At 73.3% G+C, this 14,506-nt stretch carries 14 protein-coding genes; 7 read left to right on the forward strand and 7 right to left on the reverse strand.

Going from position 1 to position 14,506, the window contains the following annotated elements; genetic code table 11:
* Positions 1–5: 5 nt before the first annotated feature.
* Positions 6–374, reverse strand: coding sequence for a hypothetical protein (locus tag ACZ7HT_RS34595; protein WP_471173382.1), 369 nt, complete (start codon positions 372–374; stop codon positions 6–8).
* A 225-nt stretch (positions 375–599) separates the two neighbouring features.
* On the opposite strand from ACZ7HT_RS34595, the gene ACZ7HT_RS34600 reads away from it, so the two are divergent.
* The 4 genes from ACZ7HT_RS34600 to fxsA all read left to right on the forward strand — a co-directional run bounded on the left by ACZ7HT_RS34600 (position 600) and on the right by fxsA (position 4,695).
* On the forward strand, positions 600–1,040 hold the full coding sequence (locus tag ACZ7HT_RS34600) for an Lrp/AsnC family transcriptional regulator (protein ID WP_116162068.1): 441 nt from the start codon (positions 600–602) through the stop codon (positions 1,038–1,040).
* Between the two features lie 94 nt (positions 1,041–1,134).
* Positions 1,135–2,772, forward strand: coding sequence for an amidohydrolase (locus tag ACZ7HT_RS34605; protein ID WP_471173384.1), 1,638 nt, complete (start codon positions 1,135–1,137; stop codon positions 2,770–2,772).
* A gap of 467 nt (positions 2,773–3,239) precedes the next feature.
* A complete protein-coding gene (locus tag ACZ7HT_RS34610) occupies positions 3,240–4,016 on the forward strand; it encodes a polyprenol monophosphomannose synthase (RefSeq protein WP_086824078.1) in 777 nt (258 codons plus the stop codon).
* A gap of 85 nt (positions 4,017–4,101) precedes the next feature.
* The gene (gene fxsA / locus ACZ7HT_RS34615; RefSeq protein ID WP_471173386.1) at positions 4,102–4,695 is read left to right on the forward strand and encodes an FxsA family membrane protein; all 594 of its coding nucleotides are present in this window, start codon (positions 4,102–4,104) and stop codon (positions 4,693–4,695) included.
* Positions 4,696–4,832: 137 nt separating this feature from the next.
* Here fxsA and ACZ7HT_RS34620 read toward each other — a convergent pair whose 3' ends face one another.
* From ACZ7HT_RS34620 to yczE, 4 genes are all read right to left on the reverse strand, one after another.
* Positions 4,833–5,207: an RNA polymerase-binding protein RbpA gene (locus ACZ7HT_RS34620; RefSeq protein WP_015032218.1), complete on the reverse strand. Its 375-nt coding sequence runs from the start codon at positions 5,205–5,207 to the stop codon at positions 4,833–4,835.
* Between the two features lie 255 nt (positions 5,208–5,462).
* Positions 5,463–6,818: an MFS transporter gene (locus ACZ7HT_RS34625; RefSeq protein WP_471173453.1), complete on the reverse strand. Its 1,356-nt coding sequence runs from the start codon at positions 6,816–6,818 to the stop codon at positions 5,463–5,465.
* 56 nt (positions 6,819–6,874) lie between these two features.
* On the reverse strand, positions 6,875–7,639 hold the full coding sequence (locus ACZ7HT_RS34630) for a glycerophosphodiester phosphodiesterase (RefSeq protein ID WP_471173387.1): 765 nt from the start codon (positions 7,637–7,639) through the stop codon (positions 6,875–6,877).
* Entirely contained in the window at positions 7,636–8,376 is a 741-nt protein-coding gene (gene yczE, locus ACZ7HT_RS34635; protein WP_471173389.1) for a membrane protein YczE, read from the reverse strand. The genes ACZ7HT_RS34630 and yczE overlap by 4 nt, the downstream gene beginning before the upstream one ends.
* A 64-nt stretch (positions 8,377–8,440) precedes the next feature.
* Between yczE and ACZ7HT_RS34640 the strand changes: the two genes are divergently transcribed.
* Positions 8,441–9,943, forward strand: coding sequence for an SCO1417 family PLP biosynthesis transcription factor (locus ACZ7HT_RS34640; protein ID WP_471173391.1), 1,503 nt, complete (start codon positions 8,441–8,443; stop codon positions 9,941–9,943).
* A 126-nt stretch (positions 9,944–10,069) separates the two neighbouring features.
* On the opposite strand, the gene ACZ7HT_RS34645 is transcribed toward ACZ7HT_RS34640, so the two are convergent.
* Positions 10,070–11,773, reverse strand: coding sequence for a hypothetical protein (locus tag ACZ7HT_RS34645; protein ID WP_471173393.1), 1,704 nt, complete (start codon positions 11,771–11,773; stop codon positions 10,070–10,072).
* A gap of 37 nt (positions 11,774–11,810) precedes the next feature.
* Complete coding sequence (locus ACZ7HT_RS34650) at positions 11,811–12,005, reverse strand: hypothetical protein (protein ID WP_352024406.1); 195 nt, start codon at positions 12,003–12,005, stop codon at positions 11,811–11,813.
* Positions 12,006–12,313: 308 nt separating this feature from the next.
* Here ACZ7HT_RS34650 and ACZ7HT_RS34655 point away from each other — a divergent pair, with 308 nt between their 5' ends.
* Together ACZ7HT_RS34655 and ACZ7HT_RS34660 are read left to right on the forward strand one after the other, a co-directional pair.
* On the forward strand, positions 12,314–12,706 hold the full coding sequence (locus ACZ7HT_RS34655; RefSeq protein ID WP_471173395.1) for an ankyrin repeat domain-containing protein: 393 nt from the start codon (positions 12,314–12,316) through the stop codon (positions 12,704–12,706).
* Positions 12,707–12,964: 258 nt separating this feature from the next.
* Positions 12,965–14,380: a HEAT repeat domain-containing protein gene (locus tag ACZ7HT_RS34660; RefSeq protein ID WP_471173397.1), complete on the forward strand. Its 1,416-nt coding sequence runs from the start codon at positions 12,965–12,967 to the stop codon at positions 14,378–14,380.
* Positions 14,381–14,506: the final 126 nt, after the last annotated feature.

Genomic DNA, 14,506 nt, shown 5'->3' on the forward strand with positions numbered 1-14,506 from the left:
GGGCCTCAGGCCGCGCGCCGCATCTGCGGCACCCGGATCGGACGCGAGCCCGGACCGCCGACGTGCGAGAAGGGCTGCGTGCGCCAGTCGAGCCCCTGGGGGAGCGTCAGGAGCAGTGCGGTGTCCTGCTCCTGGACGCCCGGGACGTCGTCGGCGGAGCTGGCTTCGGAGGCCGAGAGGCCCGTGCCCTGGCAGACCGTCAGGACGAAGGGGTTCCACGGCGTCGGGCAGAGCGCGTGCTCCGGCAGCGCGTCCTCGTCCGCGAGCAGCGCGATGGGCTGCTCGCACTCCGGGCAGACCACCCGGAACATCTCAAAGGTGTCGTACGCGTCGAGCTCGTCGGACGTGTCGACCGATTCAACAGGCTCCTGCATTGGGATTCTCCCCCTCGGCTGGGTCGGCCGGATCTCTGCGGCCTCGACCACAGCAAGCACTTCCCATGCGGAACTCCGCATAACCGTGAGGCGGCACCCCGGGCCGGGCGCAAACCTGTGGCGTTCGTCACATGCCCGTCGCAGGTGCCCCGTGACCGCCCATAGCGCCCTATAAGCGCCGCCCCCGACTGTGCCCCCGCCCGCGCGGAGCACTAGGGTCACCGCATGGAGGAGCTGGATCGTCAGATCGTCGAGTTGCTCGTCAAGGACGGGCGCATGAGCTACACCGACCTGGGCAAGGCCACCGGCCTGTCCACGTCGGCGGTGCATCAGCGCGTCCGCCGCCTGGAGCAGCGCGGTGTCATCCGCGGCTATGCCGCCGTCGTCGACCCGGAGGCCGTGGGCCTGCCGCTCACCGCGTTCATCTCGGTCAAACCCTTCGACCCCAGCGCCCCGGACGACACCCCCGACCGGCTCGCCGACATCCCGGAGATCGAGGCCTGCCACAGCGTCGCGGGTGACGAGAACTACATCCTCAAGGTCCGCGTCGCCACCCCGCTGGAGCTGGAGCACCTGCTCACCCGCATCCGCACCCAGGCCGGGGTCTCCAGCCGCACGACCGTCGTCCTCTCCACGCCGTACGAGGCCAGGCCGCCCCGCATCTGACGCGCCCCCGCGATCCGCCGGGCGACCGGCGACCGGGGCCGCCCAGGGGGACCTGCCGGACAAACCGTGTCCTGGCAGGTCCTAGCCTGGTGCCATGAGCGAGTCCATGCCTCCCGCGTCCGCCGTCGAACACCGCACCGTGCTGCTGCGCGGTGGAGAAGTCCACAGCCCCGCCGACCCCTTCGCCACCGCCATGGTGGTGGAGCGCGGTCACGTCGCCTGGGTGGGCTCGGAGGGTGCGGCCGACGCCTTCGCGTCCGGCGTGGACGAGGTCGTCGACCTGGAGGGCGCGCTCGTCACCCCGGCGTTCGTCGACGCGCACGTGCACACCACGGCCTCCGGCTTCGCCCTCACCGGCCTCGACCTGTCCTCCGCCGCCTCGCTCGCCGAGGCAGCGGAGCTGATCCGCGCCCACGCCGCCGCCCGGCCCGGGGACCGCATCCTCATCGGCCACGGCTGGGACGCCTCCCGCTGGCCCGAGCGCCGCCCGCTCACCCGCGCCGAGCTCGACGAACTCACCGGCGGCCGCCCGCTCTACCTGACCCGGATCGACGTCCACTCGGCCGTCGTCACGACCGCCCTGCTCGACCTCGTGCCCGGCATCCGCGACCTGGACGGCTTCCACGACGGTCAGCGGCCGCTGACCGGCGACGCCCACCACGCCGTGCGCGCGGCCGCCTTCGCCGCCGTGTCGCCGCTCCAGCGCACCGAGGCGCAGCGCGCCGCCCGGCTCCGGGCCGCCTCCCTCGGCATCGGCACCCTGCACGAGTGCGGCGGGCCGCAGATCTCCTCCGAGGAGGACTTCACGGGGCTCCTGGACCTCGCGCGCGAGGAGGCCGGGCCCCGGGTCGTCGGCTACTGGGCCGACCTCGACGTCGAGCGGGCGCGGGCCCTGGGCGCCCTCGGCGCGGCCGGCGACCTGTTCGCCGACGGCTCCCTCGGCTCCCACACGGCCTGCCTCCACGAGCCGTACGCCGACCACGCCGGGCACAGCGGCTCGGCCCACCTGGACGCGGCCGCCATCGCCCTGCACGTCGTCGCCTGCACCGAGGCGGGCCTCCAGGCCGGCTTCCACGCCATCGGGGACGCCGCCGTGTCCGCCGTCGTCGAGGGTGTCAGGGCCGCCGCCGAGAAGCTCGGCCTGGCCCGGATCAGGGCCGCCCGGCACCGCGTCGAGCACGTCGAGATGCTCACCCCCGAGACGATCGCCGCCTTCGCCGAGCTGGGGCTCACCGCCTCCGTCCAGCCCGCCTTCGACGCGCTCTGGGGCGGCGAGGAGGGCATGTACGCCGACCGGCTCGGCGCCGAGCGGGCCCGCACCCTCAACCCGTACGCCGCGCTGCTCCGCGCCGGCGTGCCGCTGGCCTTCGGCTCGGACAGCCCGGTCACCCCGCTCGACCCCTGGGGCACCGTCCGGGCCGCCGCCTTCCACCGGACCCCCGAGCACCGGATCTCCGCCCGGGCCGCCTTCACCGCCCACACCCGGGGCGGCTGGCGGGCCGTCGGCCGGGACGACGCGGGGACGCTGGTCCCCGGAGCCCCCGCCGACTACGCGGTCTGGCGCACCGAGGAGCTCGTCGTCCAGGCGCCCGACGACCGGGTCGCCCGCTGGTCCACCGACCCCCGCTCCGGAACGCCCGGTCTGCCCGATCTGTCGCCCGGTGTGGATCTCCCCGTCTGCCTGCGGACGGTGGTGTACGGCCAGACGGTGTTCGTACGGCCGAACGAGTGATGTCGGGACATTTCGACCTCGCGGTGCCGCCCCGCACGCTTGTCCCCGACCTGCGGATCTTCCCCTCCGGCCTGGCCTTTCACGGAGTCTTCGCAGGTCAAGCGGGTGTTGACAGTCGCCCGTCAGGGGCGGGTAGGTTCACCGCGTCCACCACAGGACGTCCGACCGGACCGCACCTCCACGCCGTAGCCGAACGCCGCCCGCGCCTCGGCTGCGAGGGAAGGTTTCTCCGGCGGAAGGTGCGACCCGGGTGGGGCCCGGACGTTCAGTAGACAACGGCTCTCGGTCGACCCGCAGCCAGCGGATCCCAGGTCGGACCGAAGGACGCCGGGCCCCGCACCGCACGTCAACCGTCCCGTGGGTCCCTTCCGTCCGGTCTGTCACCCGGACCACCCGACCCGCCGCGCCGGAGCGCGCCGGGGACCTCGCTATGGTGGGGGTCTGCGTATGTATCCGAAGGGGCAGTAGTGAACGACGGTGGCCAGAGGCGTTACGGCCCGCTCGGCAAGGCCTTGGTGATCATTCCGACCTACAACGAGGCGGAGAACATCAAGCCGATCGTCGCGCGGGTGCGGGAAGCCGTACCCGAGGCGCACGTTCTCGTCGCGGACGACAACAGCCCCGACGGCACGGGCAAGTTCGCGGACGAGATCGCGTCCGAGGACGATCACGTGCACGTCCTGCACCGCAAGGGCAAGGAGGGGCTCGGCGCCGCCTACCTCGCCGGCTTCCGGTGGGGCATCGAGCACGGCTACGGCGTCCTCGTCGAGATGGACGCCGACGGCTCCCACCAGCCCGAGGAGCTCCCGCGGCTGCTCACCGCCCTCAAGGGCGCGGACCTGGTCCTCGGCTCCCGCTGGGTGCCGGGCGGCCGGATCGTGAACTGGCCGAAGTCCCGCGAGTTCATCTCCCGGGGCGGCAGCCTCTACTCGCGCGTGATGCTCGACGTGCCGATCCGCGACGTCACCGGCGGCTACCGGGCCTTCCGCAAGGAGACCCTGGAGGGCCTGGGCCTGGAGGACGTTGCCTCGGCGGGCTACTGCTTCCAGGTCGACCTGGCGCGCCGCGCGATCGCCGCCGGCTTCCACGTCGTCGAGGTCCCGATCACCTTCGTGGAGCGCGAGATCGGCGACTCCAAGATGAGCCGCAACATCGTCGTCGAGGCGCTGTGGCGGGTCACCGGCTGGGGCCTGACGGCGCGGGCGGAGAAGGTCGGCAAGCTGCTCGGCCGCAAGTCCTCCTGACGTCCGTACCGACCCTCCGCACCGACCCTTCGTACTGATCCCTTCTTTACGACGTTCCGGCGGGGCGCCAGGCACACTGGGCATCATGACGACCGGCGCACCGCCTCCCCTCGCCCCCAAGCGCTCACGCGCGCGTACGTACCTTCCGCTCGGCGTCGCCGCCTGGCTGGTCCTGGAGATCTGGCTGCTCACGGTGGTGGCGAACGCGGCGGGCGGACTCACCGTCCTCGCCCTGCTCGTCGGCGGTGCCGTGCTCGGCGCCGCCGTCGTCAAGCGGGCGGGCCGCCGTGCCTTCCGCAACCTCACCTCGACCTTCAAGGAGGCCCAGGCGGCCGCGCAGACGGGTGTGGCGCCCGCGCCCGCCGACCGGGCCGGCGCGGACGACCGCAACGGCTTCCTGATGCTGGGCGGCCTGCTCCTGATGATCCCCGGCCTGCTCTCGGACGCGGCTGGTCTGCTCCTGCTGATCCCGCAGGTCCGCTCCTTCCTCGGGCGGTACGCGGAGAAGGCGGTCGAGCGCCGGATGAGCGCCGCAGCTCCCGGCAGCCTCCAGGACGCCTTCCAGCAGGCCCGCATCCACCGGCCGGACGGCAAGGTGGTGCCGGGTGAGGTCATCCGCCAGGACGCGCCCCAGGGGCCTTCCCGAGCCGAGGGATCGCGCCCGCCCCTGACGCCCTGATCCGTCGCACGTGCCCCGGCTCCCTCTCCCGAGAGGGGGCCGGGGCACGCGCGTGTGGGGCCGGGGCACGGGAACGCCGCGGGGCCCGGTACACAGATCGTGTACCGGGCCCCGCGGCGTTGTGGTGCAGCGGTCCGCTAGGCGGACTTGCGGCTGTCGCGCGGATGTACGGCGATGTTCATGGCGCCGGAACGCAGGACGGCCAGCCTTTCGGCGAGGACCTCCTCCAGCTCCTCGCGGGTGCGCCGCTCCATGAGCATGTCCCAGTGCGTACGCGCAGGCTTGCCCTTCTTCTCCTCGGGTCCGTCCCCGTCCACCAGGAGTGCCTGGATTCCGCAGACCTTGCACTCCCACTCGGGCGGAATCTCCGCCTCGACCGAGAAGGGCATCTCAAAACGATGTCCCTTCTCGCATGCGTACTCCACCGCCTGGCGCGGGGCCAGATCGATGCCGCGGTCGGTCTCGTAGCTCGTCACCACGAGGCGCGTGCCGCGAAGAGCTCGCTCACTCATGAATCGTGCCTCCCGGGCTTGTCGCCCACAGGACAGGTGTCGCTGTCGTCGTTATCCGGTCAACGTCCGGTCGGCGGTGAAGATTCCCGTTCCGGGTCATGCGTCGCCCGTCGTGCCGCCCCTTGTTGTACCCACCAGTGCCCGTTTTGTCACATCTGGCGGCAGATGTGACCCGGTGTCTTCACCAAAGCAGCACGCAGTAACGGTCCGCCTGGCAGGCCAAACGCGTACACTACCGCCCTTTCCTCGCCACGTCTAAATCCGCTCGGGTACGGGGTTCCCCGCGGCCTCGACCGCGCGCCGGACCGGGACCCGGGCGAGCAGCGTGAAGCCGACGGCGAAGAAGATCACCAGGGAGATGATGGCATCCCGATAGCTTCCGGTCAGCTGATACGCGAGACCGAACACGAGCGGACCCAGCCAGCTGAGCCCGCGGTCGCTCATCTCGTACGCCGAGAAGTACTCCGCCTCCTTGCCGCGCGGCACCAGATGCGAGAACAGCGAGCGCGACAGCGCCTGGCTGCCGCCCATGACCAGGCCGATGGCGCCCGCCAGCCAGTAGAAGAACACCGGCGAGCCGGCCGGCAGGAAGTAGCCCGCCGCCAGGATCAGCGTCCAGACCGCCAGCGAGCCCAGGATCGTCCGCTTGGCACCGTACGACCGGGCGAGTCGCCCCATCCCGAGGGCGCCCGCCACCGCGAGGACCTGGACCAGCAGGACCGCCGTGATCAGCGTCGTCTGGTCGAGCCTCAGCTCCTCCGAGCCGTAGATCGAGGCCTGCGAGATCACCGTCTGGATGCCGTCGTTGTAGATCAGGTACGCGAGGAGGAAGGAGAGCGTCAGCGGATGCCGGCGCATGTCCTTCAGGGTCGCCCGCAGCTGGCCCCAGCCGCTGCCGACCGCGCCCTCGCCGGCCCGTCCGGCCCCCTCAGGGCGGACCTGCCGGTCACGCAGCCGCCGCAGCGGCACGAGGGTGAAGGCACCCCACCACACACCGGCCGAGGCCAGACAGATGCGGACCGCCTCGCCCTCCGTGAGGCCGAAGGAGTCGTGCGCCGAGTAGAGGACCAGGTTCAGGACGAGGACCAGCGCGCCGGACGTGTACCCGAAGGCCCAGCCGCGCGAGGAGACCGCGTCCCGCTCGTCGGGCTCGGCGATCTGCGGCAGATAGGCGTTGTAGAGCACCATCGAGACCGACAGCGAGGCGTTCGCCACGATCAGCAGGAAGGTGCCGAGCAGATAGCGGTCGCCCGCCAGGAAGAACATCCCCGCCGTGGCCGTCGCCCCCAGGTACGCCGACGCCGCGAGCAGCGGCTTCTTGCGGCCCGAACGGTCCGCCGCCGCGCCGACCAGCGGCATCACCACGACCGCGACCACGATCGAGGCGGACACGGCGTACGCGAAGAGCGAGCCCGCCCGCACCGGGATCCCCAGCGGGTGCACGAACCCGTCGGCGTCGGCGGCCGCCCGGGCCACCGAGGTCAGGTACGGCCCCAGGAACACGGTGAGCACGCTCGTCGAGTACACCGAGCACGCGAAGTCGTAGAAGTACCAGCCCCTCTGCTCGCGCCGCCGCTCGGCGGGATCGGAGGCGTACTCCTCCGGCTCCATGGTGTCTGCGGTCAAGGCCACGCCCCCCTCGTTCGTTCCCGTGGCCGGGACGCGGCTCAGACCCACGCTCCCCGGTCGGTGAGCACGCCGCGCAGCGTCTCCAGGTGATCGGTCATGATGCCATCGACTCCCAGGTCGAGGAGAGAGTTCATCCGCGCCGGATCGTTCACCGTCCACACATGGACCTGGAGTCCGCGCGCGTGCGCCTCCCGCACGAACCGGCGGTCCACGATCGGGACCCCGGCCTGCCGCTCCGGGACCTGAGCCGCCACGGCTCCGGCCCGCAGCGCCGCAGGGATCCCCCAGGAGCGCAGCCGCAGGCCGAGGACCCCGCTCACCCCGTACGAGGTGGCGAGCTTCGGGCCGGCGAGGCGCTGCGCGCGTGCCACCCGGGACTCGGTGAAGGAGCCCACGCAGACCCGGTCCCAGGCGCCGGTCCTGCGGATCAGGTCGATCAGCGGGGCCAGGGCCGGCTCCGCCTTCAGGTCCACGTTCCAGCGGGCCTCGGGGAACTCCTCCAGGAGGTCCTCGAAGAGCGGCAGCGGCTCCTTCCCGGCGACCCGGGCCTCCCGCACCGCCGCCCAGGGCAGGTCGCGGATCCGGCCCGAGGCGTCCGTTACCCGGTCGAGGGTCGCGTCGTGGAACGCGACGAGCACCCCGTCGGACGTGGTGTGCACATCGGTCTCGAAGTAGCGGTAGCCGGCCGCGGCGGCCCGGCGGAAGGCGGCCGCGGTGTTCTCCAGGCCGTTCGCCGTGCCGCCGCGATGGGCGAAGGCGAGGGGGGAGGGATGGTCGAGATAGGGGTGGCGTACGCGAGTCACGGCCGCAGTATGGCGCCTTCCGGTGTCCCGGTGGCGACCGGGACGCTGCCGGCGTGCGGCTCCGGGGTGTGCGCGGCGGTCTCGGAGGCGGGCTCCGGGACGGCGAACCAGCGCAGGAAGAACTGGGCGAGCGGTCCGATCGCCAGCGCGTACAGCACCGTGCCGACCCCCACCGAGCCGCCGAGCAGGAAGCCGGTGGCGACCACCGCGACCTCGATCGCCGTCCGCACCAGCCGGATCGACCGGCCGGTGAGCCGGTGCAGACCGGTCATCAGACCGTCGCGCGGGCCGGGCCCGAACCGCGCCGCGATGTACAGGCCGGTCGCGACCCCGTTGAGGACGATGCCGAGCACGAGCAGCGCCACCTGCCCCACCAGGCCGTGGACCTCCGGGACCAGCGCCAGGGTGCCGTCCAGCGCCAGACCGATCATGAACACGTTCGAGACCGTGCCGAGCCCCGGCCGCTGCCGGATCGGCAGCCACAGCAGCAGCACCACCGCGCCGACGACGATCGACACCACGCCGATGGTCAGCCCGGTCTTCTCGGCGAGACCCTGGTGGAGGACGTTCCAGGGCTCCAGGCCGAGCCCGCTGCGCACGAGCAGCGCCGAGCTGACCCCGTACAGCGTCAGCCCGACGTACAGCTGGACGAGCCGACGGGCGAGGTGCCGGCCGCGGGGACCGGAGGCGATGGACAAGGAACTGCCCCCCAAGGTGGTGGTAGTGGACTGACTCATGACACTCTGTGGCGGGAGATCGGATGTCAACCATGGCCAATTCGAGGAAGGTGGACTGATTTCCATGGCTCAGTGGACTTCGGCGGTGGGGCCGGCCCAGCTCGCCCGGCAGCTCCAGGCGCAGCAGCCCCGGCCCGCCGGACCCGGCGCCCGCAAGCCGCCCGCCTACCGCGCCCTGGCCGACGGCATCCGGCTGCTCGTCCTGGAGGGCCGCGTACCGGTCGCCGCCCGCCTGCCCGCCGAGCGGGAACTCGCCCTCGCGCTCACCGTCAGCCGCACCACGGTCGCCGCCGCCTACGAGGCCCTGCGCACCGAGGGCTTCCTGGAGTCGCGGCGCGGCGCCGGCAGCTGGACCGCCGTGCCCGCCGGGAACCCGCTGCCCGCGCGCGGCCTCGAACCGCTGCCGCCCGAGGCCCTCGGCTCGATGATCGACCTCGGCTGCGCCGCCCTGCCCGCGCCCGAGCCCTGGCTCACCCGGGGCGTCCAGGGCGCCCTGGAGGAGCTGCCGCCCTACGCCCACACGCACGGGGACTACCCGGCCGGGCTGCCCGCGCTGCGGCAGATGCTCGCCGACCGGTACACCGCGCGCGGGATCCCCACGATGCCCGAGCAGATCATGGTCACGACCGGCGCCATGGGTGCCATCGACGCCATCTGCCACCTCTTCGCGGGGCGCGGCGAGCGGATCGCCGTCGAGTCCCCCTCGTACGCGAACATCCTCCAGCTGATGCGCTCGGCCGGCGCCAGGCTCGTGCCCGTCGCCATGGCCGAGGGTCTCGGCAGCTGGGACCTGCCCCGCTGGCGTCAGGTGCTGCGGGACGCGGCACCCCGCCTCGCGTACGTCGTCGCCGACTTCCACAACCCGACCGGCGCGCTCGCCGACGAGGACCAGCGGCGGCAGCTCGTCGAGGCGGCCCGCTCGGCCGGCACGGTCCTCGTCGTCGACGAGACCATGACCGAACTGCGCCTGGACGAGGACCTGGAGATGCCCCGGCCGGTCTGCGCCTTCGACCCGGCGGGCGCCACCGTCCTCACGGTCGGCTCGGCCAGCAAGGCCTTCTGGGCGGGCATGCGCATCGGCTGGGTCCGGGCCTCGCCCGACGTCATCCGCTCCCTGGTGGCCGCGCGCGCGTACGCCGACCTCGGCACCCCGGTCCTCGAACAGCTCGGCGTGAACTGGCTCATGCGGACGGGCGGCTGGGAGGAGGCCGTGAACCTGCGCCGGGACCAGGCCCGGGAGAACCGGGACGCGCTCGTCGCCGCCGTCCGCCGGGAGCTGCCGGACTGGGAGTTCGCGGTGCCGCGCGGCGGTCTGACCCTCTGGGTCCGCACCGGCGGCCTGTCCGGCTCCCGGCTCGCCGAGGCGGGGGAGCGGGTCGGCGTCCGCGTCCCCTCCGGGCCCCGGTTCGGTGTCGACGGCGCCTTCGAGGGCTTCGTCCGGCTGCCCTTCACCGTCGGCGGCCCGGTCGCCGACGAGGCGGCCGTGCGCCTTGCCGCCGCGGCCCGCCTGGTCGAGTCCGGCGCGGGCAGCGGGGGAACGGAACCGCCGAGGTCGTTCGTGGCGTAAGGCCTGACCCGCTCACCTCGTGGCAGAGGGCGTGCCCCGCTTGCTTCGTCGCGCGGGGCGAGACCCGCTGACGCGGACGTACGAAAGGGTCCCCACGCGCGCGCGTGGGGACCCTTTCGTACGTCCTCAGCCCTCCGCGGGGACCGGGGTGTGGAACGGGGTGCCGGAGTCCGGTTCCGCCCGGGGCGCCGGGGCCGGTTCGGGGGCCGAGCCGGTGACCGTCTCCACCGCGGCGGCCGGGAGCGAGACCGTGTCCTGGGACGTGACCACGGCCGGGGCCTTGACCGTGACCATGGGCGGGGACGCGGGCACGGCCGGGGCCGTGACCGTACGCTCCGGGAGCAGGTCCAGGACCGCCTGGCGCTGCGCCTCGTTCGTCGCGTCGTCGTACGGGTCGGGCGTCGCCGGCACCTGGATCCGCAGGACCGGACCGGTGCCCAGGCGCGCGTAGCCGCGGCCCGCCGGGACCTCGGGCGTCGGCGTGGTGTGCGGCCGTGCGCCGAGGACGGCCGCGATCTGCTCCGGGGCGGCCGGGCCGAGGACGATCCGGGCCCTGGTGTGGGTCCGTACCGACTCGCTCAGCGTGTCCGTGCTGTCGAACTGCTCGGCCACCACCACCGTGACCTGCGCCGCGCGCCCGTGCCGCAGCGGCACCTGGAGCAGCTCCTGCGGGTCGGGGCGGCCGTCGGCGGCGGCCAGCTGGCCGAGGACGCCCGGCCGGTCGAGGAGGATCCACAGCGGGCGGCGGGTGTCCTCGGGCGCGGGCTGCCCGGCCTGGGCGGCCCGGTTCGCGGCGATCAGCCGCCGCTCCGTCTCGTGCGCCGCCCACTCCAGGGTGGCGAGGGCGCCGCCGAGCCCGCACTCGACGGCGAGGACGCCGGCGCGCCCGGTGAGGCACGCGTACTCGCCGGTGCCGCCGCCCTCGACGATCACCACGTCGCCGTCCGGGAGGGCCTGGAGCGCGATCGAACGCAGCAGGGAGGTGGTGCCGCTGCCGGGCTGGCCGACGACGAGCAGGTGCGGCTCCGTGGAGCGGGGACCGGTGCGCCAGACGACGGCCGGCGCGTCCTCCGTACCGTCCGCCGAGACGACGGGCACGGTCCGCTGCACGGCGTCGGCGTCGGTGAAGCCGAGGACGGTCTCGCCCGGCACGGTGACGAAGCGCTGGGCGGCGATGGTGGTGGGCAGGGCGGGCAGCACGCTCATGACGAGCCGGTTGCCTTCCTCGTCCCAGTCGAAGAGGTACTCGCGGCCGCGCCCCGACTTGGCGTGCAGCAGCTGCTCCACGCGGGCGCGGGCGGCCGGCTCGCCGTCGGCGAAGTACGGGGGGTAGGCGATCTTCAGCCGGGTCAGCCGCCCGTCCTCGTCGAAGGCGTGGTCCCCGAACGCGCCGCTCCACTCGCCGCCGTGGGCGAAGAGCGGCGCGGGGTCCTCCGGTACGGAGAAGTACGGCACGAGGGCCTCGTACAGGCCCTTGAGCTTCGCGATCTCCGCGTCGTCGGGCCCGGTTTTCACGACCGGGCGTTCTCGGCCCATCCAGGCGGCCACGGCCATGAGCAGGACGAGCGCGAGGAGCGGCCCGTACGGCATGAGCGCGATGACCAGGACGCAGCCCGCGACCAGGAGCAGCGTGGGACCACGCCGCTCCTTCGGGGTCGCGGCCCACTTGGCGCGCGCGGTCGCGGCCAGCTTCCGCAGACCACGGGAGACCGTGATCAGCGGATGGAGCACGTCGGTGGCGCTGTCGGCGGCCGTGCGCGCGATCTCTCGACTGCGAGCGATCTGTGCGCTGCCGCTGCTCAGAATGCGGGGGAGTGGTCGCCGGGCCACGAAGTACTCCTGAATCGGTGGAAGGGACTGGAGGGCGTCAGAACTTGATCCCGCCCAGGAGGCCGGCGAGGCTCTGGCCACCCGCCGTGATGCTCGGGGCGATGGCGGTGCCCGCGAGGTAGAAGCCGAACAGCGCGCTGACAAGGGCGTGCGAGGCCTTCATCCCGTCCTTCTTGAAGAACAGGAAGCAGATGATGCCGAGCAGGACCACGCCTGACATGGACAGGATCATTGGTTGATCTCCTGGTTGAGGGGACAGTCACCATGAGTCCTTCCAGGTTCACAGCAAGTATCTATGTGACTAAAGGTGCATTAGAGTGAAAAACGGGTGATTTCACTTGACCGGCGGACGGCGGACGCCGCTCCGGGTGGCGAAATACCCGGCATGCGCTAGGGGTGGGGGCCGGTATCGGATGTCGTGATCTTTGCCTCGGTCGGGCGAGGTCATGTCGCCGGACGGGCAGTACCCTGTCGATTCACTCGTACGGCCGCGCTTGCCGTGCACCGGTCGACAACGCAGGAGAGAGGCGGTCCCACCCGATGAGCGAGACTCCGGACCCCGAGGTCATCGAGCTGGCGTCCAAGGTCTTCGACCTCGCCCGCACGGGTGACGCCGACGCCCTCGCCGCCTACCTCGACGCGGGCGTCCCCGCGAACCTCACCAACGACAAGGGCGACACCCTCGTCATGCTCGCCGCCTACCACGGCCACGCCGCCGCGGTCACCGCCCTCCTGGAGCGCGGCGCCGAGGCCGACCGCGCCAACGACCGCGGCCAGACCCCGCTCGCCGGCGCCGTCTTCAAGGGCGAGGACGCCGTGATCCGCGCCCTCCTCGCCGCCGGCGCAAATCCGGAGGCCGGCACTCCGTCCGCGCTCGACACCGCCCGCATGTTCGGCAAGACCGAACTCCTGGAGCTCTTCGGAGCCAGGTGAACGGCGGTTGAACCCCAGGTGGGAGCGGCGTCGTAAATGTGGTCGCGGTGGCGAAATGGGTGGGTCATCATGACGTCGGGCCCGGCAAAACGGGCCACCGACGAGAGGCTGAGGAAGATGGGCACTGGCAGGCGAATCACGACGACGGGCGGCCCCGAATGTTGCCGCACGGCCTAGGCGTACGGGCGATGTACCGCCCGACCGGCTTCCCCCCGGTATCCCCCGGTCGTGTCGACAGCTTGATGTGAGGCGTCTTCCATGTTCGATCCAGTCATAGCGCCGAGCGGCACCCTGCTCGGCCTGCTGCAGCGGGGCCGCGGCGACGGCACCCTGCACGCACTCGCCGCACCACGCGCCGAGGCCCTCGCGGCCCTCAACCGCTGCGTTCTCGACGACCCCCGCCACGACTGGCAGGTCGAGAACCGCTCCCTCTACTACGCCCGTCTCTACCTGGACCTCCACGGCGGCCTGGAAGAGATCGAGGCGCACCTCCTGGGTGCCGAGGACCACCTCGACACCGAGGAGTCCCGGACCGGGCTCGCGCTCGCCGTCCTCGGGCACCTCGCCTCCTACGGGCGCCAGGACGCCCTGCTGCTCCTCCGGCGGTACGCCGCGACCGGCGCGAACTGGGCCTGGGCCCTGGACGAGCTGGCCCTCCGCGACGACGACGCCGGACTCCGCGCGCTCGCCCTGCCCGTACTCGCCCGCTTCCCGGCCGACCCCGAGGGCGAGGCCGAACTGGCGCGCACCGTCCGCGACGCCTTCGAGCCCCGGCCCTGGCGGCTGTGGGCCGAGGACCCGCGCGAGGCCGTCGGCGCCCGGGTCAAGGCCGCCCGGGAACAGGGCTCCTTCGACCGCTGGCAGCGCCAGATGCGCCCCGCCGGGCCCCGCCCCGGCTGGAGCGTCAAGGCCGTCCTCGACTGGGCGCAGGAGGGGTACGAGCGCGGAGCCCTGCTCTACGGGCCCGCCGCCCGCTGCCTGACCGCCGTCGCCGGACCCGAGGACCGGCCCGAGATCCTCACCGCCGCCCGGCACGGCGCGCCCGGAGCCCGCGGTGCCGCCCTGCACCACCTCGCCGAGGCACGGGACCCCGCCGTCCTCGACCTCGTCGAGGCCGCCGCCGACGGCGACTCCCGCGAGGCCGCCGACGCCGCCGTCGCCGCCTACCGGCGGATGTGCGGAGAGGACGCCGTCGCCCGCGCCCGCGCGTGGGTCCGGCGTACCGACGCCCTCGGGACCGCCGCCGCCGAGGTCCTCGCCTGCCGCGGCACCGCCCAGGACACCGCGCTCGTCCTCGGTGCCCTGCGCGGCACCATCCGCTCCGAGGGCCCCGACGCCCCCGAGCTCGCCTTCCTCGTCGACGGCGCCGGGCGCCTCGGCATCGCCTGCGCGGCGCCCGTGCTGCGCCACGTCTACCGCGAGACGACCTCCTCCCAGCTGCGCGGCCGTGTGGCCCGCGCCCTCGCCGCCACCGACCCCACCTTCGCGACCGGCTTCGCCGTCGAATGCCTCTGGGACTGCGAGGAGACCACCCGCGAGGTCGCGGCCCAGCACGCCGAGACCGGTGACGTGCGCGTCGCCGAACGATTGCGCCGCCTCGCCGCGGACCCGGCCGAAGAGGTCGAGGTCCAGACGGCGGTGCGCAATCGGATAGGGCCGGACCTCCAGGTCTGACCCCGGCTCCGGGGCAGCGACAGGTCCGACCACCCCCTCCCGGCCCGACCTCGCGCACCCGAGCCACCCGCCACCCGGCCCCCGGGGCGGCGCGGCCTGCGGCGGACAACCCGCCGACCGTGGCCC

The sequence above is a fragment of the Streptomyces sp. NPDC037410 genome, assembly GCF_055602235.1.

Coding starts and splice junctions, on each gene's coding strand:
- ACZ7HT_RS34620 (WP_015032218.1), bottom strand. CDS start 5,207: ATGAGTGAGCGAGCTCTTCGCGGCACGCGCCTCGTGGTGACGAGCTAC.
- ACZ7HT_RS34640 (WP_471173391.1), top strand. CDS start 8,441: ATGGCTCAGTGGACTTCGGCGGTGGGGCCGGCCCAGCTCGCCCGGCAG.
- ACZ7HT_RS34625 (WP_471173453.1), bottom strand. CDS start 6,818: ATGGAGCCGGAGGAGTACGCCTCCGATCCCGCCGAGCGGCGGCGCGAG.
- ACZ7HT_RS34605 (WP_471173384.1), top strand. CDS start 1,135: ATGAGCGAGTCCATGCCTCCCGCGTCCGCCGTCGAACACCGCACCGTG.
- ACZ7HT_RS34660 (WP_471173397.1), top strand. CDS start 12,965: ATGTTCGATCCAGTCATAGCGCCGAGCGGCACCCTGCTCGGCCTGCTG.
- ACZ7HT_RS34600 (WP_116162068.1), top strand. CDS start 600: ATGGAGGAGCTGGATCGTCAGATCGTCGAGTTGCTCGTCAAGGACGGG.
- yczE (WP_471173389.1), bottom strand. CDS start 8,376: ATGAGTCAGTCCACTACCACCACCTTGGGGGGCAGTTCCTTGTCCATC.
- fxsA (WP_471173386.1), top strand. CDS start 4,102: ATGACGACCGGCGCACCGCCTCCCCTCGCCCCCAAGCGCTCACGCGCG.
- ACZ7HT_RS34655 (WP_471173395.1), top strand. CDS start 12,314: ATGAGCGAGACTCCGGACCCCGAGGTCATCGAGCTGGCGTCCAAGGTC.
- ACZ7HT_RS34595 (WP_471173382.1), bottom strand. CDS start 374: ATGCAGGAGCCTGTTGAATCGGTCGACACGTCCGACGAGCTCGACGCG.
- ACZ7HT_RS34650 (WP_352024406.1), bottom strand. CDS start 12,005: ATGATCCTGTCCATGTCAGGCGTGGTCCTGCTCGGCATCATCTGCTTC.